At 55.2% G+C, this 23063-nt stretch carries 22 protein-coding genes; 9 read left to right on the forward strand and 13 right to left on the reverse strand.

The window, feature by feature from the left end; genetic code table 11:
• Positions 1-72 precede the first annotated feature (72 nt).
• The gene (gene ilvD, locus FFI61_RS10625; RefSeq protein ID WP_200202050.1) at positions 73-1908 is read left to right on the forward strand and encodes a dihydroxy-acid dehydratase; all 1836 of its coding nucleotides are present in this window, start codon (positions 73-75) and stop codon (positions 1906-1908) included.
• A gap of 83 nt (positions 1909-1991) precedes the next feature.
• Here the strand turns inward: ilvD and FFI61_RS10630 are convergent, their stop codons facing one another.
• Together FFI61_RS10630 and FFI61_RS10635 are read right to left on the reverse strand one after the other, a co-directional pair.
• Complete coding sequence (locus FFI61_RS10630; protein ID WP_200202051.1) at positions 1992-2384, reverse strand: peptidoglycan-binding domain-containing protein; 393 nt, start codon at positions 2382-2384, stop codon at positions 1992-1994.
• 123 nt (positions 2385-2507) lie between these two features.
• A complete protein-coding gene (locus tag FFI61_RS10635) occupies positions 2508-3587 on the reverse strand; it encodes an AI-2E family transporter (protein WP_200202052.1) in 1080 nt (359 codons plus the stop codon).
• 115 nt (positions 3588-3702) lie between these two features.
• Between FFI61_RS10635 and FFI61_RS10640 the strand changes: the two genes are divergently transcribed.
• On the forward strand, positions 3703-4056 hold the full coding sequence (locus FFI61_RS10640; protein WP_200202053.1) for a hypothetical protein: 354 nt from the start codon (positions 3703-3705) through the stop codon (positions 4054-4056).
• Positions 4057-4201: 145 nt separating this feature from the next.
• Positions 4202-5101, forward strand: coding sequence for a haloalkane dehalogenase (locus FFI61_RS10645; RefSeq protein ID WP_200202054.1), 900 nt, complete (start codon positions 4202-4204; stop codon positions 5099-5101).
• A gap of 7 nt (positions 5102-5108) precedes the next feature.
• Here FFI61_RS10645 and FFI61_RS10650 read toward each other — a convergent pair whose 3' ends face one another.
• Entirely contained in the window at positions 5109-5897 is a 789-nt protein-coding gene (locus tag FFI61_RS10650; RefSeq protein WP_200370283.1) for an acyl-CoA thioesterase, read from the reverse strand.
• Between the two features lie 196 nt (positions 5898-6093).
• On the opposite strand from FFI61_RS10650, the gene FFI61_RS10655 reads away from it, so the two are divergent.
• The gene (locus FFI61_RS10655) at positions 6094-7626 is read left to right on the forward strand and encodes a DEAD/DEAH box helicase (protein ID WP_200370284.1); all 1533 of its coding nucleotides are present in this window, start codon (positions 6094-6096) and stop codon (positions 7624-7626) included.
• Here FFI61_RS10655 and FFI61_RS10660 read toward each other — a convergent pair.
• The 4 genes from FFI61_RS10660 to FFI61_RS10675 form a co-directional block, all read right to left on the reverse strand.
• Positions 7605-8120, reverse strand: a complete 516-nt coding sequence (locus tag FFI61_RS10660) for a dihydrofolate reductase (protein ID WP_200370285.1) — start codon at positions 8118-8120, stop codon at positions 7605-7607. The two genes, FFI61_RS10655 and FFI61_RS10660, sit on opposite strands and share 22 nt — an antisense overlap.
• A 189-nt stretch (positions 8121-8309) precedes the next feature.
• Positions 8310-9149 carry a thymidylate synthase gene (locus FFI61_RS10665; protein WP_200370286.1) on the reverse strand — a complete coding sequence of 280 codons (840 nt, stop codon included), beginning with the start codon at positions 9147-9149 and terminating at the stop codon, positions 8310-8312.
• The gene (lgt, locus tag FFI61_RS10670) at positions 9146-9934 is read right to left on the reverse strand and encodes a prolipoprotein diacylglyceryl transferase (RefSeq protein ID WP_200370287.1); all 789 of its coding nucleotides are present in this window, start codon (positions 9932-9934) and stop codon (positions 9146-9148) included. The genes FFI61_RS10665 and lgt overlap by 4 nt, the downstream gene beginning before the upstream one ends.
• A 10-nt stretch (positions 9935-9944) precedes the next feature.
• Entirely contained in the window at positions 9945-10742 is a 798-nt protein-coding gene (locus tag FFI61_RS10675; RefSeq protein WP_200370289.1) for a sulfite exporter TauE/SafE family protein, read from the reverse strand.
• A gap of 95 nt (positions 10743-10837) precedes the next feature.
• Here FFI61_RS10675 and FFI61_RS10680 point away from each other — a divergent pair, with 95 nt between their 5' ends.
• From FFI61_RS10680 to dxs, 4 genes are all read left to right on the forward strand, one after another.
• Positions 10838-11611 carry an NRDE family protein gene (locus tag FFI61_RS10680; protein WP_200370358.1) on the forward strand — a complete coding sequence of 258 codons (774 nt, stop codon included), beginning with the start codon at positions 10838-10840 and terminating at the stop codon, positions 11609-11611.
• A 55-nt stretch (positions 11612-11666) separates the two neighbouring features.
• Entirely contained in the window at positions 11667-11921 is a 255-nt protein-coding gene (locus FFI61_RS10685; protein WP_200202062.1) for an exodeoxyribonuclease VII small subunit, read from the forward strand.
• On the forward strand, positions 11921-12817 hold the full coding sequence (gene ispA, locus FFI61_RS10690) for a (2E,6E)-farnesyl diphosphate synthase (RefSeq protein ID WP_200370291.1): 897 nt from the start codon (positions 11921-11923) through the stop codon (positions 12815-12817). Before FFI61_RS10685 ends, ispA begins: the two co-directional genes overlap by 1 nt.
• A gap of 84 nt (positions 12818-12901) precedes the next feature.
• Entirely contained in the window at positions 12902-14833 is a 1932-nt protein-coding gene (dxs, locus tag FFI61_RS10695; protein ID WP_200202064.1) for a 1-deoxy-D-xylulose-5-phosphate synthase, read from the forward strand.
• Positions 14834-14934: 101 nt separating this feature from the next.
• Here the strand turns inward: dxs and ribA are convergent, their stop codons facing one another.
• The 6 genes from ribA to FFI61_RS10725 form a co-directional block, all read right to left on the reverse strand.
• A complete protein-coding gene (gene ribA, locus FFI61_RS10700; RefSeq protein ID WP_200202065.1) occupies positions 14935-15549 on the reverse strand; it encodes a GTP cyclohydrolase II in 615 nt (204 codons plus the stop codon).
• A gap of 63 nt (positions 15550-15612) precedes the next feature.
• Positions 15613-16095, reverse strand: coding sequence for a cyclic pyranopterin monophosphate synthase MoaC (gene moaC / locus FFI61_RS10705; RefSeq protein ID WP_200202066.1), 483 nt, complete (start codon positions 16093-16095; stop codon positions 15613-15615).
• A gap of 107 nt (positions 16096-16202) precedes the next feature.
• Positions 16203-17186, reverse strand: a complete 984-nt coding sequence (locus tag FFI61_RS10710) for a Nudix family hydrolase (protein ID WP_200370292.1) — start codon at positions 17184-17186, stop codon at positions 16203-16205.
• A gap of 2 nt (positions 17187-17188) precedes the next feature.
• The gene (argJ, locus tag FFI61_RS10715; RefSeq protein WP_200370293.1) at positions 17189-18406 is read right to left on the reverse strand and encodes a bifunctional glutamate N-acetyltransferase/amino-acid acetyltransferase ArgJ; all 1218 of its coding nucleotides are present in this window, start codon (positions 18404-18406) and stop codon (positions 17189-17191) included.
• 121 nt (positions 18407-18527) lie between these two features.
• On the reverse strand, positions 18528-21260 hold the full coding sequence (secA, locus tag FFI61_RS10720) for a preprotein translocase subunit SecA (protein ID WP_200202069.1): 2733 nt from the start codon (positions 21258-21260) through the stop codon (positions 18528-18530).
• Between the two features lie 179 nt (positions 21261-21439).
• Complete coding sequence (locus tag FFI61_RS10725; RefSeq protein WP_200370294.1) at positions 21440-22393, reverse strand: peptidoglycan DD-metalloendopeptidase family protein; 954 nt, start codon at positions 22391-22393, stop codon at positions 21440-21442.
• 212 nt (positions 22394-22605) lie between these two features.
• Here FFI61_RS10725 and FFI61_RS10730 point away from each other — a divergent pair, with 212 nt between their 5' ends.
• Entirely contained in the window at positions 22606-23052 is a 447-nt protein-coding gene (locus FFI61_RS10730) for a DciA family protein (protein ID WP_200202071.1), read from the forward strand.
• Positions 23053-23063 lie beyond the last annotated feature (11 nt).

Raw genomic sequence — 23063 nt, forward strand, 5'->3', positions numbered from 1 at the left:
AGTCTAATCTGGTATCCTTTGTATCTGCATCTGCAATCACCACTTTTTCATACAAAGAGAGATCAGAACACCATGCCTCAGTATCGTTCGCGGACTTCCACCGCAGGCCGCAACATGGCCGGCGCCCGCGCCCTCTGGCGCGCCACCGGCATGAAAGATGATGATTTCGGCAAGCCGATTATTGCCGTTGTTAACTCCTTCACCCAATTTGTGCCCGGACACGTACACCTCAAGGATCTGGGGCAACTCGTATGCCGCGAAATTGAGGCTGCGGGTGGCGTTGCCAAAGAATTCAACACCATCGCGGTGGATGACGGCATCGCCATGGGCCACGACGGCATGCTTTACTCCCTGCCCTCCCGGGAGATCATTGCCGATTCGGTTGAATACATGGTGAATGCCCACTGCGCCGACGCAATGGTGTGCATCTCCAATTGCGACAAAATCACCCCGGGCATGATCATGGCGGCCATGCGCCTGAATATCCCGGCCATTTTCGTATCTGGCGGTCCGATGGAAGCCGGCAAAACCAAGCTATCTGAACACAAGCTGGACCTGGTGGACGCAATGGTGATTGCCGCCGACCCGACAGCCGACGATGAAAAGGTTGCAGAGTACGAGCGCTCCGCTTGCCCCACGTGCGGCTCCTGTTCCGGTATGTTTACCGCCAACTCCATGAACTGCCTGGCCGAAGCCATTGGCCTGGCACTGCCAGGCAATGGCTCTATGCTGGCAACCCACGCCGACCGTGAACAGCTGTTCCTGAAAGCCGGCCGCCAGATTGTGGAGAATACCAAGCGTTATTACGAACAGGACGACGCAAGCGTTCTGCCTCGCAGCATCGCCTCCATGGCCGCATTCGAAAACGCCATGGTCATGGATATCGCCATGGGAGGGTCTACTAACACGATTCTGCATTTGCTGGCAGCGGCTCAGGAAGGCGGGGTTCCGTTTACTCTTAACGAGATTGACCAGCTTTCCCGCAAGGTTCCGCAGCTGTGCAAAGTGGCACCCAACTCACCTAAATACCACATGGAAGACGTGCACCGTGCAGGTGGCATTATGGGGATTCTTGGCGAGCTGGAGCGCGGCGGCCTGATCAACACCGATCTACCAACCGTACACAGCAAAACCATGAAAGAAGCCCTCGAAACCTGGGACATCATGCGCTCCCCGACCCCCGAGGTTGTTGAGTTCTATAAAGCAGGGCCGGCCGGAATTCCTACCCAGACTGCCTTTAGCCAAAGCACACGCTGGCCCAGCCTGGATGGCGACCGTGAAGCCGGCTGCATCCGCTCCGTTGAACACGCCTACAGTGCGGAGGGCGGCTTGGCCGTTCTGTATGGCAACATTGCCGTTGACGGTTGTGTCGTGAAAACCGCTGGCGTGGATGAAAGCATTTTTGTCTTCGAAGGCAAGGCGAAAGTGTTCGAAAGCCAGGACGCTGCGGTGGCGGGTATTCTGGGAGACCAGGTCAAAGCCGGTGATGTCGTCATTATTCGCTACGAAGGCCCCAAGGGCGGCCCGGGCATGCAGGAAATGCTCTACCCCACAAGCTACCTGAAATCCAAAGGGCTGGGTAAGGACTGTGCACTGCTCACCGACGGGCGTTTCTCCGGTGGCACCTCCGGGCTTTCCATCGGGCATGCATCACCCGAAGCTGCTGCAGGTGGCGCGATAGGGCTTATCGAAGACGGCGATACCATCCTGATCGATATTCCGGCGCGATCCATCAATGTGCAGCTAGACCAGCAGGAACTGGACCGTCGTCGCGAAGCCCGCGATGCCAAAGGCTGGAAACCTGAACAACCCCGCGACCGCGCTGTATCCGCAGCTCTGAAAGCCTACGCACTGTTAGCAACCAGCGCTGACAAAGGTGCCGTAAGAGATCTGGAAAAGCTCGGCTGATCCCAAGCCTTACACATAAAAGCCCGCGCAGAACTTGCTGTCTGCGCGGGCTTTTATGTTTTGATGTGCTTGCTGTGACAGCCTTAGAACAGTGACCAGCCGCCATCTTCCTCTTCTTCAATAACTTCCTCTTCAACCGGCTCCGGGTTGCTTGGCGCTGCCGCCTTGGCTTTTGCCGGCGTCGACACGGTCGTATTAGCGGCAACATTAACGCTGATCATTCCCAGCGCTTTTTTTGTTGCCTCATCCAGAATGCCGGTAGCCTGAAGCCCATTTTCCTTCTGAAAGCGAGACAGTTCAGACCGGGTGTTGGTATCCATTCCAGGGTCTACATTAGTAATATTGTACCCAGCGCCGTGAAGGGCGTTCTTGAGCGCAACCGTTTCATCAGCGAACGCGGCGGGCGCGAAACCCAGCATAACGGTTGTACCAACTGCAACGACAAAGCGGCCCACTCGGGTAGTCGTGTATTTCATGATACTCACCTGCTTTACTCCTGATACCTTAACGATATCCGTTTCTTTCTTGTTATGTGGTGCCAATCTCCACAGGCTGAGGCGAACGGATAAAAGCCTAACATACTTTTGTCTCATGTCGCCTTAACCGACCTCGTCACCTGTGGTTTCGACCCGTTGGGCCTCCTCACTGAACTCGCGAATAAATATTCCCCAAAATGCCATGAACAAGGCTGCAACCAAAGGCCCCATAACAAAGCCGTTAATGCCAAACATGGCCAAGCCACCCAGTGTGGACAGCAGCACAATATAATCCGGTAGCTTTGTATCCCGACCCACCATAATCGGACGTAAAACGTTATCCGCAAGTCCTATCACGACCACACCGAATATCGTAAGCACCACGGCGTGAACGATGTCACCCACAGCAGCAAGGTAAATTGCCGCAGGCACCCACACCAAAGCGGCGCCTACTGCTGGCAGTAGTGAAAAGATGGCCATGACCACACCCCACAACAAGGCGCCACTAATGCCAAGAATCCAGAAAATAATGCCGCCGAGCGCACCCTGAATAATAGCAATCAACAGGTTGCCTTTAACCGTCGCCCGCGTGACTTCAGCAAACTTGGCAAACAGCAACCGCTCACGCTCATCGCCCAGAGGAAGTGCACGTATCATCAGCTCTATCAGCTTGCTCCCATCACGGAGCAGAAAGAACGACAAGTACATCATCAGAGCCAACCCGAGGAAAAACTGAAAGGTATTCTGGCCAATACCCAGCGCTTGCTTTGCAAGAAACTGGCTACCACCCACGAACAGACTAACCACCCGGTCCCGGATTTCGCTGAAGTTGACATCAAACTGCGCAAGGAAAGTCTGTATGCCCGGGAAAGATTTGCTCACCTGATCAATATATTCGCCAGGCTTGATATTGCCGTCCTGAATTTGTTGATAAATCCCCAGCCCTTCACTCACCAGAGAAGTCACCAGCAACAATACCGGTATAACCACGATCAGCATGCACACCGTCAGGGTTATCAACGCATTTATATTTGGCCTGTCACCAAGCCGCCGCACCAGAAAGACCTGAAACGGATGAAAGATCAACGCAATGGCGATTGCCCAGAATATGGGCCCGACAAAAGGCTTCATGAGCAACACGAAGGCAAGTGTTACACCGACCAACATGGCAAGAAAAGTTCGTGTCTCAAGTTTTGCGTACATAATTCCGTTTTATCCCTGGCAGATTCAGTCGAATAATAGCCTAACACGACCTCATGGCCACCGGAGCATGCTTCAGGGTATAGTGGACTGTTGTTGATCAACTATTAAACAGGTCATGGTGTTGGAACTGGAAACCTTTACCACGGAAACGGCTCTGGACGCCGCAGCAGAACTGCGCCGGGTGCTCGCTGCCAGAACGCATCGCAGAAAAGTGCTGGGCCAGGAAGTCATAGTGCCGGGGCAACTGGGCGAAGCTCTTCAACTGCCGCGCATTATCAACCGCCTTCAGAGCAAGCAACAACGGTTCCGGGACCAGGGGCTGGATGATTTCCAGGAACTCTGGCCAACGCTTTCTGCAGCAACCCGTAAAAAAGTGCTCAACGCCATCGGCTGGTATGACCCCAAAAACCTCAGTTGGGAAGACAAGCGCTCCAATCGCCGCCCTGTAGTGGCCCCGGACAACTCCTGATTCAAAGCCACAACGCACTGTTACGCAACTCAAACACAGCAACTTGTGAACTGACTTATCCTAGTGATTGAAGATTGTTGAACAGGCTCTGGATTAGCAAAGCCGGCAACGATCACGCAACCAATCAGTCAGGACAGTCGATGGCATGCGTATTCTGAGAACCGATGAGAGCCGTTTCGCAGGTCTTCCGGATTACCCGTTCACCCCCAATTATATGGATGTAGAGCCCGGCCTCCGCATGCATTACGTTGACGAAGGCCCAACTGGCGCCTCGCCTGTTCTGATGCTCCACGGAGAGCCATCCTGGTCATACCTGTACCGCCACATGATCCCTATTGTCGCGGCTGAAGGCCACCGGGTGCTGGCACCAGATCTGATAGGCTTCGGAAAATCCGACAAGCCGGCATCTGTTGACGACTACAGCTACGATCGCCATCTGGCATGGCTCACCCACTGGATGGAAGCTCTGGATCTCCAGAATATCACCCTGGTTTGCCAAAATTGGGGTTCACTTCTGGGCCTGCGCCTTGCTGCTGCACTACCAAACCGGTTCCAGCGCATCATTGTGGGTAATGGCATGTTGCCGACCGGAGAAACCCGCGCGCCCGCAGCGTTCAGCGTATGGAAAGCCTTTGCCACCCACAGCCCCTGGTTTCCCATTGGCCGAATTGTGCAATTGGGCACCGAACGAACCTTGAACAAACACGAGTTAGCAGCCTACGAAGCACCCTTCCCTTCAGCAGAATATAAAGCAGGGGCGCGAGCATTCCCGAAACTGGTACCTTTATCGCCCGGGGATCCGGCAAGCAGCGCCAATAAGGCCGCGTGGAAAGTGCTGGAAAAATGGCGGAAGCCATTCATCACCTGTTTCAGCAGTGGCGACCCCATCACCCGAGGCGGAGACCGCTACATGCAGCGCCGCATCCCCGGCGCACTGGGGCAGCCTCACATTACCCTGAGCGGCGGACACTACCTGCAGGAAGACTCGCCCGAAGATTTTGCACGAATGATAATTGATGCATTAAAGGCGGAATTGGCGGCCTGAGCTACCATTAACCAAAAACAGCCACCGTTTGGCGGCTCAGTGCCAACAATTCGCCACGAGGTGTCCATATCCGGGCTTCGCAATGGCAATAGCCATCTCCTGACTGATCAATCGTCGCCTTGTACAAAAGCCAGTCGTCGGCTTTCAGAGCCGGCCGGGGATGGATAATATCCAATGCCCAGGATAGAGAACTAGCTGGTACGGCCGATTTAAAATGCTGGAGAATCGCCGGGGGCCAGGCATCAACCAGGGCGACAATATGAGCGTCTGTAAGCTCTGCAGGCTCCTCCCGAAAGCGCATCCACCCTCCCATTTCTCGCCCGCCCACACCACTGAACGGCATGCCTCCGTAAGCCCAGCGCATCTCTATGTGACTTATAAAACCTGGGGTTACGCCTTCAATGAAAGGCAGTTCCTGACAGCCTTCAACCGGCTTCGCGTCCGGAGCGGATTCCCCCACAAGCTGCACAATCGATTCCCGGTCGCCTGCAAAAGCACCAATGCACACCACCCGAGGTTCTCCGTTCTGAATAATTCGCCCTTCTACCTGAGTAACCGCTCTTCCCTCACGTAGTATTTGGATATCGAAAACGGCTGGTACCTCTGCCTCTACCGGCCCGACAAAAGATACGCTCATGGACCTCATTGGCCGGCCATCTACCACCGCATGCTCCATGCGATCAAAAACCAGGGCAGCCACCAGACCACCAAACGTTGCGCGCCCTTGGGTCCAGGTTGCAGGCATTACCAGTTCTTTGCCGGCACGGCCAGCAGCAATCAGTTCATCAAAGGTCATAGCGCTTCCCTGTTAGCAACCTATCAGTCAAAATGAAAGCCTGCACAAAACGCGAAAACAATGCAATGGCAGTGCCCCGGCAACTACCTACAGAGCGTGATGGATTTCACGTATTAAATCAGACTAAAAGCGGTTATAATATCGCCACATATGCATTGCCCGGCAATGCTTTACCTTCCGAATACCGAGTAAATCAATGTCTGAATTGTCCTTTGCCGAACTGGGGCTTGATCCAGCCGTACTTGAAGCTGTATCTGCTATTGGCTACGAAACCCCAACGCCCATCCAGGCCCAGTGCATCCCTGCACTGCTCGCTGGCAAACATCTACTGGGCGTTGCCCAGACCGGCACGGGTAAAACCGCCGCCTTCGCATTACCGCTGCTAAGCCGGGTTGATGCATCTGTAACTGAACCTCAAATTCTGGTTCTGGCCCCTACCCGGGAGCTGGCTATCCAGGTGGCGGAGGCTTTTACCTCTTACGCTGCAAAATTTCGCAATTTCCACGTACTGCCAATTTACGGCGGCCAGGACTTTTATCCTCAGATCAAGGGTCTCAAGCGTGGTGCGCAGGTTATTGTCGGCACACCAGGCCGTATGCTCGATCACCTGCGCAAAGGTACCCTGCGTCTGGAGAACCTGAAGGCACTGGTACTGGATGAAGCCGACGAAATGCTGCGCATGGGCTTCATTGATGACGTGGAAGCCATTCTGGCCAAAACACCAGCCAACTGTCAGCGTGCACTGTTCTCAGCCACCATGCCTCCGCAGATCAAAAAGGTTGCTCAAACCTACTTGCGCGATGCTGTGGAAGTAAAAATCGAGAGCGAAACCCGCACAGTTGAGCGTATTTCCCAGTATTTCCTGCCGGTTTATGCAGAGCGAAAGCTCGACGCTCTGACCCGCATTCTGGAAGTGGAGCCAACCGAAGGTGCCATTATCTTTGTACGCACCAAGGCTGAAACCACACTGCTGGCCGAGAAGCTCAGTGCCCGCGGGCATGCAGTGGCACCTCTGAACGGCGATCTGAACCAACGTCAGCGCGAGCAGACTGTTGAAGATCTGAAGCGTGGCAAGAAAGATATTATCGTTGCAACGGACGTTGCCGCTCGTGGCCTGGACGTGCCCAGAATCACTCACGTTATAAACTATGATGTGCCCTATGACACCGAAGCCTACATCCACCGGGTGGGTCGTACCGGCCGCGCCGGTCGCGTAGGCAAGGCTATTCTTCTGGTCACTCCACGTGAGCGGAGCTGGTTGCGCACACTTGAGCGCGCCACCAACTCGCCTATGATGGCTTATGAACTGCCCTCGCCGGTTGAACTGAAGAAAATGCGCGAAGAGCAGTTTGAAACCCAGCTATTGGGCTATGCTGAAGACAAAAAGCTCGCCAAGTCCATGGCACTGCTGGATGAGATCGCTGAGCGCAACGAGATGGATATTGCCATGGTTGCGGGTGCTTTGGCGTGCTGGATGGAGGCAATGCAGCCTGGTTTGCTACCCCTGGAACAACCAGAAGCGCTGCCGGTAGTGTCTGCTTCTGCACCTGCTCGCCGTGATCGCAAAGGTGGCGGTGGTCGCCCGGGTGAATTCCGCAAGGGACCACCTAAAGGTGGTTACAAAGGACGCGGTGGCACTGGCGGTGCCGGCGCTCGTGGCAAGCCACCCGGTAAAGGCGGCAAGCCTGCAGGTAAGCGGCCTCCCCGTCAGTCTGACGCCAAGCGCTGATAGACGACGAAGCTGTAGTCGTAAGGATTGTTATCGGACGCGGAGAAATCCTCCCGTCCGATTTCTTCCCACTCATCCCAGTTCACTTCCGGGAAGTACGCATCGCCATCCACCTCGGCGTGCACTTGAGTGATATAAATGCGGTCTACCATGGGTAGCGCTTCCGCATAGATTTGCCCTCCCCCGATCACCATTACCTCATCGACACCGTCCAACTCTGCTTGTGCTTCGGCTTTTATCAGCGCGTCATTCAGTGATTTTGAGCTTACCGTTCCTGCGGGTGCTTCCCAGTCTGCATTACGGGAGATGACCACATTCATTCGGCCCGGCAGCGGTCTGCCAATGGAGTCCCAGGTTTTGCGCCCCATTATGATGGGCTTGCCCATGGTGGCCTGTTTGAAGTACTTGAGATCACCCGGCAGATACCATGGCAGATTGTTGTTCCGGCCAATAACGCGGTTTCGGGACATGGCAACAATCAAAGCTTTTCGCATTTCTTTTCCTCTCGAATTCGTACACCTACATTTGGACCGGGCGAGCGGGAAGGGCATTCCGAAAATGTGCGGAGCCATGGATGGCGGAGCCAAGCGTACACGGACGTATTCACAGCGTTTTTCGGAATGCCCTTCCCGCTCGTCCGCCCCCCAGGTTTACGGTCAGATTTTTAAAGGCACGCGCCGAGCTTAAATAGCTATAGGTGCTTTGATGCCGGGGTAAGGGTCGTAGCCTTCGAACTCGAAGTCGTCCAGTTCGTAGTCAAAAATTGAATCTGGCTTACGCTTGATAACCAGCTTAGGCAGGGCCTTTGGCTCGCGCTTTAGCTGTTCGAAAACGATGTCATCGGTGAGGTGATTTTGATACAGATGACAGTCGCCAAAGGTATGCACAAACTCGCCAACTTCCAGTTCACACTGCTGCGCAATCATATGCGTTAACAAGGCGTATGACGCAATGTTGAAGGGTACGCCCAAAAAAAGATCTGCACTACGCTGATAAAGCTGGCAAGAGAGCTTGCCGTCGAGCACGTAGAACTGGAACAGGCAGTGGCAGGGTGCCAGTGCCATCAGGCCTTTCTCGGCGTTTTCCTGAGGTCCAATAGATTCATCCGGAAGCTCGGCCGGGTTCCAGGCGGATACGATCAGGCGACGGGAGTTTGGCTTTTTGCGGATCTGGTCGATTACTTCGCTGATCTGGTCGACTACCCGTCCGTCCGGGCACTCCCAGCTTCGCCACTGCTTGCCGTAAATCGGGCCAAGGTCGCCATTTTCCAGCGCCCACTCGTTCCAGATGGAGACTTTGCGTTCTTTCAGCCAGTTGTTGTCTGTGGAGCCTTTCAGGAACCAGAGCAACTCGTAAATGATACTGCGCAGGTGAACTTTTTTGGTGGTAACCAGAGGAAAACCTTCCTGGAGGTTAAACCGGATCTGGCGTCCGAAAACAGAGCGGGTACCAACGCCGGTACGGTCGCCTTTGTCGAATCCGTTGTCCACTACGTCGCGCATCAGGTCGAGATAGGCTTTCATTCCGCGTTTCTCCGGTAAGCAATAAACATCAAGGCCAGGCCGGCCAGAAGCATCGGTAAGGACAGCACCTGCCCCATGGTGACCCAGTCAAACGCCAGGTACCCCAACTGCGCATCCGGTTGGCGTACAAACTCAACCAGGAAGCGAAAAATGCCGTAGCAAATCAGGAACAGTCCTGACACGGCCATTCTTGGGCGTGGTTTTGCAGAGAACCACCATAGGATGACGAAGAATAGAACCCCCTCGAGGGCAAACTGGTATAGCTGGGAAGGATGGCGGGCCAGCGCGTCCGGGGCCTGGCGGAATACCATTCCCCACGGCATATCCGTGGGCTTGCCCCAGAGTTCACCATTGATAAAGTTACCAATTCGCCCTGCCCCAAGACCTACTGGCACAAGAGGGGCTACAAAGTCCGCTAGATGCCAGAAGCCGGTTCCGATTTTTCGGCCGTACCACCAGATAGCGAACATTACACCCAACAGCCCGCCGTGGAAGGACATTCCACCTTCCCAGACCCGCAGGAGCCAAAGAGGGTCTGCCAGGAAAGCGTCAAAATTGTAGAAGATGACGTATCCAAAGCGCCCGCCCAGAATAACGCCCAACGCAAGATAAAATAGCAGGTCGCCCATTTGCTCTTCAGTAATCGGGGACCAGGGTTTACGTGTGCGCAATCTGCCCAACCACCAGCCTGCCAGAAAGCCGACCAGGTAGGTGAGTCCATACCAGTGAATTTTGAGCGGCCCGATGGCAATGGCTACGGGGTCTATCTGTGGATGCTGGAGCATCAATAACCTCTCAACTCAAAAGAAAACGTAGGCCAACCACCAGAAGCAGGATGGCAAATACGCGTTTCAGCGCCTTGGCGTTAAGCCGGTGCGCCAGGTTTGCCCCCACTCGGGCAAACAGCACACTGGTAAGAATAATCCCGATCAAAGCAGGCAAATAGATATAACCAAGGCTGTATTCCGGCAGGGCCGGCTCGTTCCATCCTGTCCAGGCATTGCCCACAGCACCGGCAACCGCAATTGGCAATCCGCAGGCGGCGGAGGTGCCTACCGCCTGCTGCATACGAACATTGCTCCAGCTCAGGTAGGGCACAGTAAGCGTTCCGCCGCCTATCCCGAAAATCGCTGAGGCCCAGCCAATACCTGCACCCGCACCTGCAAGGCCGGCTTTGCCTGCAACATTTCGGCCTGGCGAGGGGTTTACCTCGAACAGCATTTTCAGCCCGACCAGAATGACAAACACACCGATAATAAGTTCCAGCATAGCTCCGCTTAGCAGGGCAGCTGTCCAGGCGCCTATAAGCGCGCCAGCAACGATACCGAAGGCCATCGGCCGGAATACATCCCAGCGGATAGCCCCATGACCGTGATGCGAACGAATGGAGCTGAGGGATGTAAACACGATGGTCGCAAGTGAGGTGCCAACGGCCATGTGTGCCGCAATTTCCAGACTAAAATCCTGAGCCCCGAAACTGAAAATCAGTACTGGCACAATAATAAGGCCACCGCCAATTCCAAAAAGGCCTGCAAGGGTGCCAGCAAAGGCTCCGAGTATCAGATAGATGGCAAATACGGATAACAGGGACATACACACTCACACATCCGGGAAAACAAGGCTGGTATGATACACACCGGCCGTACAATATGCAGCGCCCGAAATTAAGCATTGGAGACCAACCCGGCATGTGCCTGATCGCTTTTTCTCTTAGCCAGAGTGCCCGATTTCCGCTGGTGGTAGCCGCTAACCGTGATGAGTTTTTTCGCAGACCCACCGCACCTATGGACTGGTGGACAACAGATGCTGGCAACCGAGTGCTCTCCGGCCGGGATTTGCAATCCGGCGGCACCTGGCTGGCCGTGTCCCCGGAAGGGCTGGTCACCGCGGTAACGAATGTCCGAGAAGGGTCGCCAGAAGCCGGCAGTATAAGCCGTGGAGAGCTACCCCTCAGGGCGCTTGCAGAATCAGAAGTGCAACTGCAAAACAGCCTGAAAGGCACATCATCCTGCTACTCAGGGTTCAATCTGGTTCGCCTCGGTGAGAGCTCTGGCTGGTACTACAGCAACCGCGATGCTCACCCGGGCCGCAACATTTACCGTGGCACTTATGGTCTGAGCAATCACCTGCTCCAAACACCTTGGCCCAAGCTTTTGCGCCTCAGGGAAGCGGTTGGCCACACAGTTAAATCTGCTGACAGGAACACAGACACTCTGCACAAAGAGCTTACCAGCCTGCTGCAAGACACCACGCCCGCGCCAGACCACCTGCTCCCAAACTCAGGCGTACACCGTGATACCGAGCGCTTTCTTTCATCTCCATTTATAACCGGCACAGAATACGGCACCCGCGCCACTACCGTAATCAGCATCTCCAACACCGGCGAAATCCATGTGAGTGAGCAAAGCTGGGCACCTGAAGGGCATCCTGTGGAATACCGGGAGTTCCACTGGCAGCGATAGCGCTCAGCCTCTGATATAATCCGCGAAATTCGTCCACCCGATCGGAGGGCCGCAGATGGCCGGTCAACAAGACGCTACATCCATTGCCGACTTTGAAAAGTCTCTTGATGAGCTGGAAACACTTGTTCGCAACCTCGAACAGGGGGAGTTATCTCTCGAGCAATCCCTGACGGCCTTCGAGCGCGGCGTGAAGCTTACCCGCGCTTGTCAGCAGGCCCTCAAAGGCGCTGAGCAGCGAGTTGAACAACTGGTGCAGAATGATGACGGCACCCTGGAAACCCGCCCTTTTTCTCCGGACGACGCCGACTGATGCCTAACGGAACCCTGCCGACCATGGATTACCTTGAAACCTGCCGCAGCCGTGTGGATGCTGAGCTGGACCGCCTCATTGCATCCGGGTCGACCTCTAAGCGACTTCAGGAAGCCATGCGCTACAGTGTTCTGGGCGGAGGTAAACGTATACGCCCGGCGTTAAGTCTGGCCGCTGCAAGAGCTTTGGGACAGGATATGGAGATCGCTCTGGTGCCCGCCTGTGCGGTCGAGTTGATCCACGCTTATTCACTTGTTCATGACGACCTTCCAGCCATGGACAACGACGAACTGCGCCGGGGCCGGCCCACTGCCCATATTGCTTTTGATGAGGCTACAGCTATTCTTGCCGGCGATGCCCTGCAGGCATTGGCGTTTGAGTGGCTGGCAGAAGCGCCCGGGATAGAAGCTCCAGCACGGCTTGCCATGATTCAGGAACTGGCCCACGCAAGTGGCCATAGTGGTATGGTCGGAGGCCAGGCTATTGACCTTGAATCTGTCGGCAAGAGCCTGACACTGGCACAACTTGAAAATATGCACCGACATAAAACCGGTGCATTAATTGAAGCCAGCGTTCGCATTGGTGCGCTGACCGCCCCTGATGTCAGCAAACGCTCACTGGAAGCCCTGACAACCTACGCCAAAGCGCTCGGGTTGGCGTTCCAGGTTCAGGATGACCTCCTGGACATTGAAGGCGATACTGAAATCATCGGTAAGCCTCAGGGCTCCGATATCGCCCGCGCCAAGCCGACTTATCCGGCACTGCTTGGGCTGGACGGAGCGCGGCAGCACCTCTCCTCTTTGCTGAACAGTGCCCTTGAGAGCCTGCAGGACTTCGGGCCGGAAGCCGACCCTCTCAGAGCCATGGCGGATTACGTAGTGGCAAGAACTCACTGAACCTGCTGACATATGTGAAATAGGCCTCCCTGTTCCCTTATAATGCCAGCCAGTTATCGAACATCCCGGAAAAGACCCGTACAGATGCAGGACACTTATATTTTCAAGGAAATCCCGTCACAGCGACCCAACACACCGTTGCTGGACCGGATTGACGTACCCGCCCAACTGCGGGAGCTGCCGTCTGATCAGCTGACCCAGTTTGCGAGAGAGCTACGGGCCTTCCTGCTGTGGTCTGTCGGGCAGACCGGTGGCCATTTTGGCGCCGGGCTGGGCGTGCTCGAACTCACGGTAGCCTTACACTATGTTTTCAACACACCGGAAGACCGACTGGTGTGGGATGTTGGCCACCAGGCCTACCCACACAAGATCCTGACCGGCCGCCGTGAGCAAATGGGCAGCATCCGGCGCAAAGACGGCCTTGCCGGTTTCCCCAAACGTGCGGAAAGCGTGTACGACACCTTTGGTGTGGGCCATTCCAGCACCTCCATCAGCGCAGCCTTGGGCATGGCCATCGCCGCCCGACAGCAGGACACTGGCCGCAAGAGCATTGCCGTAATCGGTGATGGCGCCATGACAGCAGGCATGGCTTTTGAGGCACTGAACCACGCTGGGCACCTGCGCGCCGATATGCTGGTGATCCTGAACGATAACGACATGTCGATTTCGCGCAATGTCGGAGGTCTATCCAACTATTTCGCCAAATTGCTATCAAGCCGTACCTACAACCAGGTTCGCGACAGCAGCAAAAAAGTTCTTCAGGGTGCACCCCACCTGATGGCCCTGGCAAAGAAAACCGAAGAGCACTTCAAAGGCATGATTGTGCCGGGCACGCTGTTTGAAGAACTGGGTTTCAACTACATCGGGCCTATTGATGGCCACGACCTGCCCTTACTGGTTGAGACGCTGGAAAATATCCGCGAGCTTGAGGGGCCTCAGTTCCTCCACGTGGTAACGACCAAGGGCAAGGGCTTTGCCCCGGCGGAAGCCGACCCCATTGGCTACCACGCTATAAACAAAATTGAACCTGTACCCGCCAGCAAGCCAGAGCCAGTCAAATCTGTCGCGACGACGCAAAAGTATGCGAACGTTTTCGGCCAGTGGCTGTGTGATGCGGCTGAACTGGATGATCGTGTGAGCGGTATTACCCCCGCCATGTGCGAAGGCTCGGATTTGCTGGCGTTCTCTGAACGCTTCCCGGACCGATATTTCGATGTCGCCATTGCGGAACAGCATGCCGTAACGCTAGCAGCGGGCATGGCCTGCGATGGCGCAAAACCGGTGGTTGCAATCTACTCGACGTTTTTACAACGCGGCTACGATCAGCTGATTCACGATGTGGCCATCCAGAATCTGGATGTACTGTTCGCTATCGACCGGGCGGGTCTGGTCGGTGAAGACGGGCCGACCCACGCAGGCGCGTTTGATATCAGCTACCTGCGCTGCATACCGAATATGGTGTTGATGACGCCATCGGACGAGAACGAAACCCGTCAACTGCTTCAGACTGGCCTGATGTTTGATGGCCCAGCAGCTGTGCGCTACCCGCGCGGAACCGGGCCAGGTGCAGAGATCCAGAAAGAACTTACCCCACTGGCAATCGGCAAGGGACGCAAGGTTCGCGAAGGCAGCGGCATCGCTATTCTCAACTTTGGCACGCTACTCACACCGGCTCTGGAAGCCGCCGAAAAGCTGGGGGCAACCGTGGCCGACATGCGCTTCGTCAAGCCTTTGGACGAGGCGCTGGTTCTGGAACTCGCAGAACAACACGACCTGCTGGTTACTCTCGAAGAGAATGCCATTGCCGGCGGCGCAGGGAGTGCTGTTACGGAGTTTCTGAACAGCCAGGAGGTTTCCATGCCGGTGCTTCAACTCGGGTTGCCAGACAGCTTTATTGATCACGGCAAACACGAAGAACTGCTCAAGGATTGCGGGTTGGATGCCAATGGCATATTCGCCGCCATAAGCACGCGCATGGAACGCCTGCAGCACCAAAGGCTCAAAGCGGTCAAATAACACCGCCAGCCAGAAGTCTTCTTACCAATACGCAAAAAGCCCGCTTATTTAATAAGGCGGGCTTTTTTGTGTCTGCCAGAAGTACCAGGCCAAAACTGGAATTATAGCTGGGGGTCATCGTCCTGATGGGTTTCCAGCCAATGCCCAAGCTTACTTTGCTTGGTGTCGAGATAATGCTCGTTATGAGGATTGCGACCAACATGCAAGGGAACGCGCTCGGTTACTGCAATGCCATAAGAGGTCAGTGCTTTGACCTTGCGAGGATTATTCGTCATCAGGCGCAGGCTTTTGATACCCAGATGTTCCAGCATATCCTTGCACATGCTGTAATCGCGCAAGTCTGCGGCAAAACCCAGGCGCTCGTTTGCCTCAACGGTATCTGCGCCCTGATCCTGCAGACGGTAGGCGCGGATTTTATTCAGCAAGCCGATACCCCGGCCTTCCTGACGCAAATACATCAAAATACCGCGGCCTTCACGAGCAATGCTGCGTAACGCCTCTTCAAGCTGATAACCACAGTCGCAACGCATGCTGTACAACGCATCGCCTGTAAGGCATTCAGAGTGCGTGCGGGCCAGCATGGGCTCGTCGCCGTCCAGCGACCCCAGGGTCAGGGCAACATGCTCCTTTCCCGTGTCCGGTTCTTCAAAGCCATGCATATCGAATACCCCGAAAGGGGTCGGCAACCGGCAGGTCTCGATGTAACGAACAGCCACAGTGCTTCCTCGTGGTTCAATAAATCTGGGCGCGTATTCTATCACGGGCGCGCCCATCAGGCATCAGTGGTCGTCGGCAATCCAATGCCCACTGCGACCGCCCTTCTTCTCCAACAAACGCACCTTGCCAATTTCCATACCCTTGTCGACGGCCTTGCACATATCGTACAGAGTCAGGGCTGCGATACTGGCGGCTGTCAGGGCTTCCATTTCCACACCGGTCTGGCCGGCAAGCTTGCACCTGGTCAGTATATGCACCGATGCGCCGTCTGCTCCCGCAGTAAGCTCCACCTTCACTGAGGTGAGGTTCAGGGCGTGGCACAAGGGAATCAGATCGTGGGTTCGTTTGGCGGCCATTATTCCGGCAATACGGGCGACGGCCAGCACATCACCTTTCGGGTGCTCCCCGTCGATGATCATCCGGAGGGTTTCTGCCGCCATATGAATGGTCGCTTCGGCGCGCGCTTCACGCTCCGTTACGGCTTTCTCCGTAACGTCCACCATGCGGGCTTCACCCTTGTCGTCAAGATGCGTCAGTTTACTCACGGTGTCTCCCGGGTTTCAGTTTCAGTAAGTGGTGAGCAGGTTGCACTAAAATAAAGTATCAAGGGCCGGAGCATACCAGAGATGCAGGACAGCGCGGCGAATCCAGGTCAACCCTGAGGCCACCAGTACCGGATCCCGGCGATACCTTGAGCGCCTGCCTGCTGAGCTTCATCAAGATCTTCTGGCTGCAGCCCTCCCAGCCCGAAAACCGGAATGGGTGCGTTTGCGACCAGATCACGGAATCCCGCCCAGCCCAGTACGGGAGCGCCCGGGTGCGTCTCTGTGGGCTTTACCGGGCCAAGCGTCACATAGTCTGCCCCAATCGCCACTGCATGATCTATCTCACGGGCGTTGTGGCAGGAAACCCCAAGCCATACCCCATCAGGCACAGGCCTTGCCTCAAGTTTTTGGGCCTCTCGCCACGGCAGGTGCAGCCCAGCCGCATCGGGGGTGTCATCGAATGCTGCAGGCGAGCCATGCACCAAAAGGCCGGCTCCAGCTCGCTCGCACAGCTCCAGTGCAGTTTCAGCAACAGAAGCATAGCTCTCTGAATCCAAAGCTGGCGCTCTCAACAGAATCAACGCCGAACGATCCTGCTCTGACAAGCGCTCAAGGGCCCTGCCCAGCAGTTGACCAGGATCGGCATCAGGACTGAACTCGCCGGTTAACGCCAGCAAGCAAGGGAGTTGCAGCGCCCGGATAATTGGCCGGTTAGCTGCCGGAAAATCCTCATCCCGCAGGCTTTCAGGGCGAACCCACTCTATGGGCTGCCCTTCACGGCCATGAGCGTCACCCTCGGCCTGATCCGTTCGCCAAACATCCAGAAAGACCCGCTTGTCGCCGTAGTCGTGGCGGATACCAATCACTGGTCGCAAGGAGCCCTCCGGTATGTGTAAACCGGTTTCTTCGGCAATCTCCCGAACCAAGGCAGCCTGTACCGTTTCATCCGGCTCAACTTTGCCACCGGGAAATTCAAGCAAACCACCTTGATGGACATGGTCCGGGCGGCGGGCAATAAGTACACACCCATCACGAACGATGACGCCAACGGCCACGTGGATCTCCCGAACACCAACGTCTGTTTTGGCCATGCTCAGCTGCGATAATCTGCGTTGATGGTGACATAGTCATGGGAGAAATCGCAGGTCCAGACGGTTTCCCTTATGTCGCCCCGTTTAAGGTTGATAGCAATCGTAATCTCCTCCTGATCCATTACTGCCTGACCCCGCTCCTCGGAATAATCCTCAGCACGTCCACCGTCTCTCACAAGACATACATCTCCGAGGTGGATTTCCAGGGCATTAACGTCCAGATCCACTACTCCAGCCCGGCCTACGGCCGCCAGAATGCGCCCCCAGTTGGGGTCTGATGCAAACAGCGCGGTCTTAACCAGAGGAGAGTGAGCGACTGTATAGGCCACATCCAGCGCTTCCTGCTGAGCCGCTGCACCACTAACGTGAATGGTGATGAACTTGGTGGCGCCTTCACCGTCACGCACGATGGCGTGAGCGAGATCCATGTAGATATCTTTCAGCGCGGCCTTGAGCACAGGCAGGTGCGGGCTATCGAGAGTGATTTCCGGGCCGGAATACTGGCCGCTGGCGATGAGCGTGCAGGCATCGTTGGTGGAGGTGTCACCATCAATAGTGATTCGATTGAAGGATTGCTCCCCCAGTTCTGATGCCAAAGCCTGCAACGCATCTTGCGCAATACGCGCATCGGTGGCGATAAAGCCCAGCATGGTCGCCATATTGGGGCGAATCATACCAGCGCCCTTGCTGATGCCGGAAATAGACACTGTGTGGCCGCCCAGATCAACCTGAACCGACGCACCCTTCGGCCGCGTGTCTGTGGTCATTATACCGCTCGCCGCTTCCGCCCAGCGATTGTCCGCCGTGCTGCCCAAGGCTTCTGGCAGAGCGCCCACAATCTTCTGAACCGGCAATGGCTCACCAATCACCCCTGTTGAATAAGGCAGTACCTCTGCAGCAGTGACTCCGGCATGCTCTGCCAAGGCCTGACAACAAGCAAGCGCATCATCCATGCCACGGGCACCTGTACCCGCATTGGCATTACCTGTGTTGATCAAAAGGTAACGCGGGGCTTTTTCAGCCAGATGTTTGCGACTCAAGGTTACCGGGGCTGCGCAGAACTGGTTGCGGGTAAACAAGCCGGCAACACGGCTTCCCGGTGCCAACTCAAACACCACAATGTCCTTGCGTCCAGGCTTCTTGATGCCCGCGCTGGCAATACCCACCTTGACACCTGCTACGGGGAAAAACTCGGGTAAGGTTCCTGGTCCAACCGCCATCCTGCCGCTCCTTTTTATAATGCTACTAGTATGAATAGGTCTGAAAACGAAAAACCCGCAGTCTGCCAGTTAACTGGCCGATTGCGGGCTCCGTACTTTACTTCCTGTCTGTGCAGGGTGGTCAGCTTACCTTGCCACAGCACTGTTTGAATTTCTTGCCGGATCCGCATGGGCAGGGCTCGTTACGGCCCACTTTACGCTCCTGGCGCACAAAGGTTTCTGGCGCACCCTGATCTTCATCCCTTCGCTCGCCTTCGCCCTGCGCTGTCGCACTGGATTCATCGTGACGCAGGCGTGCCCGTGCCAGCTCCTGCTCAAGTTCTTCCTTGCGGCGACGCTCAACCTCTTCCATTTCTTCCCGGCTCTGAACCCGAACATGACACAGCACACGGGTTACATCGCGCTTCATGGTTTCCAGCATGGTTTCAAACAGATTAAACGCTTCGCGCTTGTATTCCTGCTTGGGGTTCTTCTGAGCATAGCCACGCAAGTGGATGCCGCGCCGCAGGTGATCCATGTTGGAAAGATGTTCTTTCCACAAGGTATCCAGGACCTGCAGGAACACCTGCTTTTCAAACCTGCGCATGGACTCTGCGCCAGCAATCTCTTCCTTCGCCCGGTATGCTGCAACGATTTCGTCCAGAATTTTCTGGCGCAGGTTGTCTTCGTATAGTTTCTTGTCCTCTTCCAGCCATGCCTGAACAGGCAAGTCGATAGACATTTCAGACTGTAACTGCGCTTCCAGCCCGGCCACATCCCACTGCTCTGGCATGCTCTGGGGCGGAATATGCTCGCTGACCAGCGAATCAACAACATCCGCACGGATGGTATCAACCATTTCGGAGACATCCTCTGAGGACATCACTTCGTTACGCTGATCGTAAATAACCGTACGCTGATCGTTCGCTACATCGTCATACTCAAGCAGCGTTTTACGCATATCGAAGTTACGACCCTCGACCTTGCGTTGGGATTTCTCAATGGCGTTGGTAACCATTCGATGCTCAATGGCCTCGCCTTTCTTCATTCCCATAGCCTGCATCAGGCTTTTGACCCGATCCGGCGCAAAGATACGCATCAGGTTATCTTCCAGAGACAGGAAGAAACGGGAAGAACCCGGGTCACCCTGACGCCCGGCACGGCCGCGTAACTGGTTGTCTATACGGCGGGATTCGTGGCGCTCGGTGCCCACAATGTGCAGACCACCCGCTTCCAGAACCTGATTGTGGCGCTCTGTCCACTCAGCCTTGAGGCGAGCAACCTCTTCTTCAGTGGGATTATCCAGGGCAGCAACCTCGTGCTCCCAGTTACCACCCAGTACAATATCCGTGCCCCGTCCAGCCATGTTGGTAGCGATGGTCACAGCACCCGGCCGCCCTGCCTGGGCGATGATCTGCGCCTCTGACTCATGCTGCTTGGCGTTAAGGATCTTGTGCTCAATGCGCGCCTTTTTCAGCAGCATGGAGAGTAATTCAGAGGCTTCGATGGAAGCGGTACCAACCAGGATTGGCCGTCCCTCCGCTGTCACATCTTTGATTTCATCAATGATGGCGTGGAATTTTTCATCCTGGGTGAGATAAACAAGGTCGTTGTAATCAATTCTCTGAATCGGCTTGTTGGGCGGTATCACCACCACGTCAAGACCGTAAATCTGGCGGAATTCAAAGGCTTCGGTATCTGCAGTACCCGTCATGCCGCCGAGTTTTTCATACAACCGGAAATAGTTCTGGAATGTTGTTGAAGCCAGCGTCTGGCTTTCGGCCTGAATTTTCAGACCTTCTTTAGCCTCTATCGCCTGATGCAGCCCTTCACTCCAGCGACGACCGGGCATAGTGCGCCCTGTATGCTCGTCAACAATAACAACCTGGCCACCCTGAACAATGTAATCTACATCCTTCTGGAACAAGTGATGGGCACGAAGCGCTGAGTGCACGTGGTGCAGCAAGCTCAGGTTGGCCGCTGAGTAGAGGCTCTCACCTTCTTCCAGTAGCTGGCGACCCAGCAGAAGTTCTTCAACCCGCTCGTGGCCCCCTTCAGTCAATTCAACCTGGCGCGATTTCTCGTCGATGGTGAAATCGCCGGAGGATTCCCCCTCTTCACTGACCTCCCCTTTCTCAAGGCTGGGGATCAGCTCGTTGATAGCCAGGTATGCTTTGGAACTATCCTCCGCAGCGCCAGAGATGATCAGCGGCGTCCGGGCTTCGTCAATAAGGATGGAGTCAACTTCGTCGACAATCGCGTAGTAAAGGCCACGTTGCACTTTGTCATCTGTGCTAAAGGCCATATTGTCACGGAGGTAATCAAAACCGAATTCGTTGTTGGTACCGTAGGTGATATCTGCCTGATAGGCGGCGCGTTTCTCTTCGGGAGGCTGGCCAGCGACAACTACTCCAACCTGCAAACCGAGAAAGCGATAGAGTTTACCCATCCATTCAGCATCACGACTGGCAAGGTAGTCGTTTACAGTTACTACGTGTACGCCTTTGCCAGGTAAGGCATTCAAATAAACAGCAGCAGTGGCGACCAGGGTTTTACCCTCACCGGTCTTCATCTCAGCAATCCTGCCTTCATGCAGGGTAATACCACCGATCAGCTGCACATCGTAGTGGCGCATGCCCATAACCCGGCGCCCAGCTTCACGTACAGTAGCAAAAGCCTCAGGCAGTAATGCATCGAGACTCTCTCCCTCGTCCAGCCGACGACGGAACTCGGCAGTCTTGCCCTGCAACTCGGAGTCCGTAAGATTGCCAAACTGCTCTTCAAGCTCATTAACACCCAAGGCCAGCTTGCGCATTCTCTTGATTTCTCTGGCATTTTTACTGCCGAACATCTTGGTTGCAAACTTTGAGAACATAGACCACTGCTTCTTTGATTAAACGGAGGAAGCCGGCATTCTAACCTTATTTTGCGGGAGTACAAAAGGCAGGGCTCACATAGCCGAAGTTATGCGGCTATCCTGTGCCAAATACCGGGAGCTAAAGAACCTGATGAGGCTGGCGGGGGCTAAGCGAACGTCAGGCGACACCTGAGCAATTAACGACTGGCTCTTTTCATGTAGGTTTCGGGGTTTTCTGTTTTACCGTTACGAATCACCTCGAAATGCACGTGGGGACCCGTTGAGCGACCAGTGCTTCCCATCAGCGCAAGCACCTGCCCCTTCTGAACCACGTCACCCACTTTTACCTTGATTGTCTTGCTGTGGGCGTAGCGGGTAACCAAGCCATCACCGTGGTCAACTTCAACCAGGTTGCCGTAGCCATGGCGTTCCGAGGCATAGGTCACTACACCACCAGCGACAGAAATAATATCGCTGCCATCCTTTCCGGCCAGATCAACCCCGGCGTGCCAGGTACGCTTGCCAGTAAACGGGTCTGAACGGTAGCCATAACGCGACGACAACCAACCCCAAGTGATAGGGCGGCCTTCCAGATACAATTCATCCTCCAGCTTCTGGCGGGAGGAAACTTGATCAAGGAGGCGCAACTGTTGTTCGCGGTCGAGCATTTTGCGCTCCAGTTCATCAATCATCCGGGTTAAATCGGGTGCTGAGAACGAATCTGCAGGATGCGAGTCTTCCGGGCCACCAACCGCTGCTGGCTGATTAAAGTCAAATTCATCGCTGGCAACCAGTCCAGACTCCACGAAGCGCTGTCCCAAGGCATCAAGGCGCAACAAACGACCCTGAATCTCACCAAGGCGCAGGGTCAGAGCATCTACCTGGTCCTGAACATTCTGCTGTAAACCGGCAAGTTCAACTTTTTGCTCCCCCAGTTTGCTCCGCCAATGCGCAACAAGCTCGGAGTCAGTCGGCTCACGCGCTTCAGCCTTACTTTCCGCCACGCTATATCCCGCCCAGCCTGCAGCTGTTATCAGCGCAACACAAACAAGTGCCATAGCCACAACAACCGTGCTATTCAGCGCCAGTACGCGGGACTTGCCGTGACTCTTGCCAACAAGAATGATATTCATAGTGTTTTCTGATTTCATCAATGAACCGCAACCATCTCCTGTAGTGTTGCGGCCCCGAATAATCCGAGTGGGTTTGCCATCCTTAGCAACAACTACGTACTGATATATCGCAGCGCCCGGTAGACATACTGATTTACAACAAGGTAAAACAAGAGTAACACCGGTGCTACGCACAAAGCGTGCCGAAGTGTAACCAATCGTTATCGTGGTCGTCGAGAAGAAAACGCCTTATGAAACGAAAAAATGAGCAAAAAATGACCTTCGACAACCTGGGCAGAACGCCGGTCCTGCGCGATCTGGTCGCAAAAGCCAACACTCACCGCAAGGCAGAAGAGGAGGTTATTGCCTCTTTACCGCCAACACTGGCGCCCGGCACCCGATTTGTCTGCTGCCTGGAAGGAGAACTAACCCTCTCTACCGAAAGCGCCGGAAAGGCCAGCCAGATTCGTTTCCGCCAGCACGAGATCATGGAAAAACTACGGGAGAACGAACTGTTCCGGTTCGTGTGGAAACTCAAAGTAAAGGTAGTACCACCAAGGTTTAACGAAAAACCACCGGCGAAAAAACTGACGCTTAGTAAAGAAAATGCCCAGCTCCTCAAAGAGGAAGCCGGGCACACGAAGGATAAAAAACTACGCGAGGTTCTCGAAAAACTCGCAAGCCACGTACGGGATTAAGGCATCCAGCC

This window comes from Marinobacter sp. DY40_1A1, assembly GCF_016597815.1.
Lineage (GTDB): Bacteria > Pseudomonadota > Gammaproteobacteria > Pseudomonadales > Oleiphilaceae > Marinobacter > Marinobacter xiaoshiensis.

What these genes read in the sequence shown, in the direction of transcription:
- ilvD (WP_200202050.1), top strand. Translation starts at nt 73, where the DNA reads ATGCCTCAGTATCGTTCGCGGACTTCCACCGCAGGCCGCAACATGGCC.
- FFI61_RS10630 (WP_200202051.1), bottom strand. Translation starts at nt 2,384, where the DNA reads ATGAAATACACGACTACCCGAGTGGGCCGCTTTGTCGTTGCAGTTGGT.
- FFI61_RS10635 (WP_200202052.1), bottom strand. Translation starts at nt 3,587, where the DNA reads ATGTACGCAAAACTTGAGACACGAACTTTTCTTGCCATGTTGGTCGGT.
- FFI61_RS10640 (WP_200202053.1), top strand. Translation starts at nt 3,703, where the DNA reads ATGGTGTTGGAACTGGAAACCTTTACCACGGAAACGGCTCTGGACGCC.
- FFI61_RS10645 (WP_200202054.1), top strand. Translation starts at nt 4,202, where the DNA reads ATGCGTATTCTGAGAACCGATGAGAGCCGTTTCGCAGGTCTTCCGGAT.
- FFI61_RS10650 (WP_200370283.1), bottom strand. Translation starts at nt 5,897, where the DNA reads ATGACCTTTGATGAACTGATTGCTGCTGGCCGTGCCGGCAAAGAACTG.
- FFI61_RS10655 (WP_200370284.1), top strand. Translation starts at nt 6,094, where the DNA reads ATGTCTGAATTGTCCTTTGCCGAACTGGGGCTTGATCCAGCCGTACTT.
- FFI61_RS10660 (WP_200370285.1), bottom strand. Translation starts at nt 8,120, where the DNA reads ATGCGAAAAGCTTTGATTGTTGCCATGTCCCGAAACCGCGTTATTGGC.
- FFI61_RS10665 (WP_200370286.1), bottom strand. Translation starts at nt 9,149, where the DNA reads ATGAAAGCCTATCTCGACCTGATGCGCGACGTAGTGGACAACGGATTC.
- lgt (WP_200370287.1), bottom strand. Translation starts at nt 9,934, where the DNA reads ATGCTCCAGCATCCACAGATAGACCCCGTAGCCATTGCCATCGGGCCG.
- FFI61_RS10675 (WP_200370289.1), bottom strand. Translation starts at nt 10,742, where the DNA reads ATGTCCCTGTTATCCGTATTTGCCATCTATCTGATACTCGGAGCCTTT.
- FFI61_RS10680 (WP_200370358.1), top strand. Translation starts at nt 10,838, where the DNA reads ATGTGCCTGATCGCTTTTTCTCTTAGCCAGAGTGCCCGATTTCCGCTG.
- FFI61_RS10685 (WP_200202062.1), top strand. Translation starts at nt 11,667, where the DNA reads ATGGCCGGTCAACAAGACGCTACATCCATTGCCGACTTTGAAAAGTCT.
- ispA (WP_200370291.1), top strand. Translation starts at nt 11,921, where the DNA reads ATGCCTAACGGAACCCTGCCGACCATGGATTACCTTGAAACCTGCCGC.
- dxs (WP_200202064.1), top strand. Translation starts at nt 12,902, where the DNA reads ATGCAGGACACTTATATTTTCAAGGAAATCCCGTCACAGCGACCCAAC.
- FFI61_RS10710 (WP_200370292.1), bottom strand. Translation starts at nt 17,186, where the DNA reads ATGGCCAAAACAGACGTTGGTGTTCGGGAGATCCACGTGGCCGTTGGC.
- argJ (WP_200370293.1), bottom strand. Translation starts at nt 18,406, where the DNA reads ATGGCGGTTGGACCAGGAACCTTACCCGAGTTTTTCCCCGTAGCAGGT.
- secA (WP_200202069.1), bottom strand. Translation starts at nt 21,260, where the DNA reads ATGTTCTCAAAGTTTGCAACCAAGATGTTCGGCAGTAAAAATGCCAGA.
- FFI61_RS10725 (WP_200370294.1), bottom strand. Translation starts at nt 22,393, where the DNA reads ATGAAATCAGAAAACACTATGAATATCATTCTTGTTGGCAAGAGTCAC.
- FFI61_RS10730 (WP_200202071.1), top strand. Translation starts at nt 22,606, where the DNA reads ATGAAACGAAAAAATGAGCAAAAAATGACCTTCGACAACCTGGGCAGA.